The sequence below is a fragment of the Kribbella sp. NPDC050820 genome, assembly GCF_040653975.1.
In the GTDB taxonomy this organism is placed as follows: domain Bacteria; phylum Actinomycetota; class Actinomycetes; order Propionibacteriales; family Kribbellaceae; genus Kribbella.
Map to the genome: position 1 here is coordinate 1 of NZ_JBFAHB010000159.1, position 3,311 is coordinate 3,311.

2 protein-coding genes are annotated in these 3,311 nt (G+C 69.4%); both read right to left on the reverse strand.

The features are described from left to right. Positions 1-1,525, reverse strand: a 1,525-nt coding sequence (gene pyk, locus AB0H36_RS47945) for a pyruvate kinase (RefSeq protein ID WP_360539061.1), incomplete at its 3' end; no start/stop codon positions are given. A gap of 156 nt (positions 1,526-1,681) precedes the next feature. Next, positions 1,682-3,235 (reverse strand): metallophosphoesterase family protein, encoded by a 1,554-nt coding sequence (locus AB0H36_RS47950; protein WP_360539064.1) that lies wholly within the window; start codon positions 3,233-3,235, stop codon positions 1,682-1,684. Between the last annotated feature and the right edge of the window lie 76 nt (positions 3,236-3,311).

The following is a 3,311-nucleotide window of genomic DNA, read 5'->3' on the forward strand; positions in this document are numbered from 1 at the left end:
AGGCGGTGGAGCGGGGCATGCGCCGCGGGATCACGCTGGTCGCGGCCGACGGTGAGCAGTTGGTCGGGGTGGTCGGGCTCGGTCGGGTGCGGTAGGCGGGGGCGATGCCTTCGATGGCGTCGCCCATGCGGTGGACTCGGAGGGCGTTGGTGGAGCCGGGGATGCTGGGCGGCGAGCCGGCGACGATGACGACGATGTCGCCCTTGTCGAGCTTGCCGAGCTCGAGAAGGCGCTGGTCGACCTGGCGGACCATCTCGTCGGTGTGGTCGACGGTGGGGACGATGTGCGTCTCGATCCCCCAGACCACGCTGAGCCAGGCGCTGACCGACGGGACCGGGGTGAACGCGAGCACCGGGATCTCGGTGCGGTAGCGGGCCAGCCGGAGAGCGGTGTCACCGGACTGGGTGAACGCGACCAGGAACTTCGCGTCCAGCCGCTCGGCCACGTCCGCGGCGGCCCGGGCGATCACGCCGCCCTTGGTGCGCGGCTCCCACTCGATCTCCTTGAGCCGGCTGAGGCCGTGCTGCTCGGTCGACGAGACGATCCGCGCCATCGTCTTCACGGTCTCGATCGGGAACCGGCCGACGCTGGTCTCGCCGGACAGCATCACCGCGTCGGCGCCGTCCAGTACGGCGTTCGCGACGTCGGACGCCTCGGCCCGGGTCGGGCGCGGCGCGGAGATCATCGACTCCAGCATCTGGGTGGCGACGATCACCGGCTTCGCGTTCAGCCGGGCCTGGTCGATGATCAGCTTCTGGACGATCGGAACCTCCTCGAGCGGGAGCTCCACGCCGAGGTCGCCGCGGGCCACCATGAACCCGTCGAAGGCCTCGATGATCTCGTCCAGGTTGGCCACCGCCTGCGGCTTCTCGATCTTGGCGATGACCGGGACCCGCAGGCCCTCCTCGTCCATGATCTTGTGCACCAGCTGGACGTCGGAGGCGTCCCGGACGAACGACAGCGCGATCATGTCGGCCGGCAGGTGCAGCGCCCAGCGCAGGTCCTCGGCGTCCTTCTCCGACAGCGCCGGCACGCTGACCGCGACGCCGGGCAGGTTGATGCCCTTGTGGTTCGACACCGGCCCGCCGACGGTGACCCGGCAGACCACGTCGGTCTCGGTCACCTCCTCGGCGACCAGGGCGATCCGGCCGTCGTCGATGAGCAGCTGGTCGCCGGGCTTCACGTCACCGGGCAGACCGTCGTACGTCGTACCGCAGATGGTCGCGTCGCCGGGAACCTCCCGGGTGGTGATGGTGAAGCGCTCGCCGTAGGTCAGCGTGACCTTGCCTTCGGCGAACTCGGCCAGCCGGATCTTCGGCCCCTGCAGGTCGACCAGGATGCCGACGTTCTGGCCGGTCTCGGCCGCTGCGGTGCGGATCCGCTGGTAGATGCGCTCATGCTCGGCATGGGCACCATGGCTCAGGTTGAGCCTTGCGACGTCCATACCTGCTTGGACGAGTTCCAGGATGCGCTCAGGGGCGGCCGTAGCCGGGCCGAGCGTACAAACGATCTTTGCGCGACGCACGTCACAAAACCCTACTCCTACAAACCACTGTGCCCGCTGGTCCGCCCCCATTACTGGACAGTTAACAGCTCGTGACGAGTGCTGGACAGGAAGGAAAGAGCGCCTTCGGCGAGGTGGGACGAGGGCTGATGACCGTTGGGCGCGGAGGCTGAATCGTCAAGAAGGCAAGGGGGTGTAGGCCCCGACAGTCACCTCGCCGCTGAGCTCCGCGGTGACGGACTGCAGGCCGATCGGCCGGCCGTTCGAGTAGGTGATGAGGGTGACCTCACCCGGCCGGCGCAGCGTGTAGCCCAGTGCGAAGGCGTACGCCGCTCCCCCGGTCGTCCCGTTCGTGTACGTCGTCACCGGCAGACCGTTGACCACCTTGTGCTCCGGCCCGACCTGCCGGTGCAGGTGTCCCGACAGCAGCAACGTCGCGCACCCACGCTCGGCGGTGTCGGCGAACGACGAGGGGTCGTGGACGACGAACGTCGAGATCCGCTTGTCCTCCGCCTGCTCGCAGGCGACGTCGGCGAGCCGCTCGGACTGCTCGGCGATCGTCTCCTCCCCCGGCGAGTCGGCGCTGCCGAGCCCGGTCCGGGTCGGGTCGCTGTCACCGAGGAACCGGATCCCCTCCACCTCGACCGGCTTGCTGTCCAGCACGGTGAACCCGTTCTTGCGCATCGCTTCCTCGATGTGCCCGCCGGCGTCGTGGTTGCCGGCCACCGCGACCACCTTGAGGTCGCGGAAGTGCTGGGCCAGCGAGTTGATGCTGAACACCTCCCACGACTGCCCGGACGACGTGTCGTCGCCGGCGTCGATCAGCACCTTCGCGCCCGCGACCCTGGCCACCTCCGACGCGAACCGGTCGATGCCGATGTTGTCGTGCCGGTCCGACACCAGCAGAGCGACGGTCTCACCCTCTCCTGCCTGCCGAATCCGGCCGCCGGCCCGGCCGACCCGCTCCTGCAGCCGGCCGTAGAACTCGGTGGAGCGCTCGTACGTCTCGACCGCCGTCCGGATCACGCCAACGCCGCCGGTGGTGGAGAACCCGGACGCGACCTCGACACTCTTCAGCCGCTCGTCGAAGGACAGCTCGGGCAGCAACTGGTGCAGCGGCCGCCACTCGGTCGGCGGCACCTCGGCCGGCCGCATCCGGCCTGGTCCGAAGATCGACGCGATCGTGATCAGCATCGCGACCAGTACGACGATCGCCCGGTGCTCGAACCGCCGTTCGTGCTTGTGCACCAGATCCCACAGCTCACGCCGGCGGCGAGCACCGAGAGCGGTCCAGACCGTTGCCACCACGACCGCGACCAGCAGGCCGGTCCCGGCGCCGGCGACCGCGTTGTCGACCGCCATCTCCGCGATCACCTGCTGGATCCGGGCGATCTCACCATCGGGCTGGGAGGCGATCAACGCGTCCCGGTTGAGCAGCTCGGTCAGGTTGTCGGCGTCGGTCTCCTGGATGTCGATGTTGACGCCGATCCCCAGCGGGGCGTTGGTGGACAGCCGCAGCCGCGGCAGTACGGCGCCCAGGTCGAGCGTCGCGTGGCCGTCGAAGGTCGGCGAGACGGTGGCGGCGTGCGCGCCGATGGTGACCCGCTCGGAGTCGTTCGCGAAGCCGAACAGCCCGACCCCGACCGAGGTGATCAGGAAGAGCAGGCTGAGCCCGGCCCACGGTGCGATCGCACGGAGCCGGGCTCTGGTCACCAGGCGGCGGCTAGCCATGGGACAACCGTATTGGTCGAGGCAAGCCCTTGCACCTCGAAAGGCCGCGGGCCGCAGGCAACGATTCGTTGCCTGC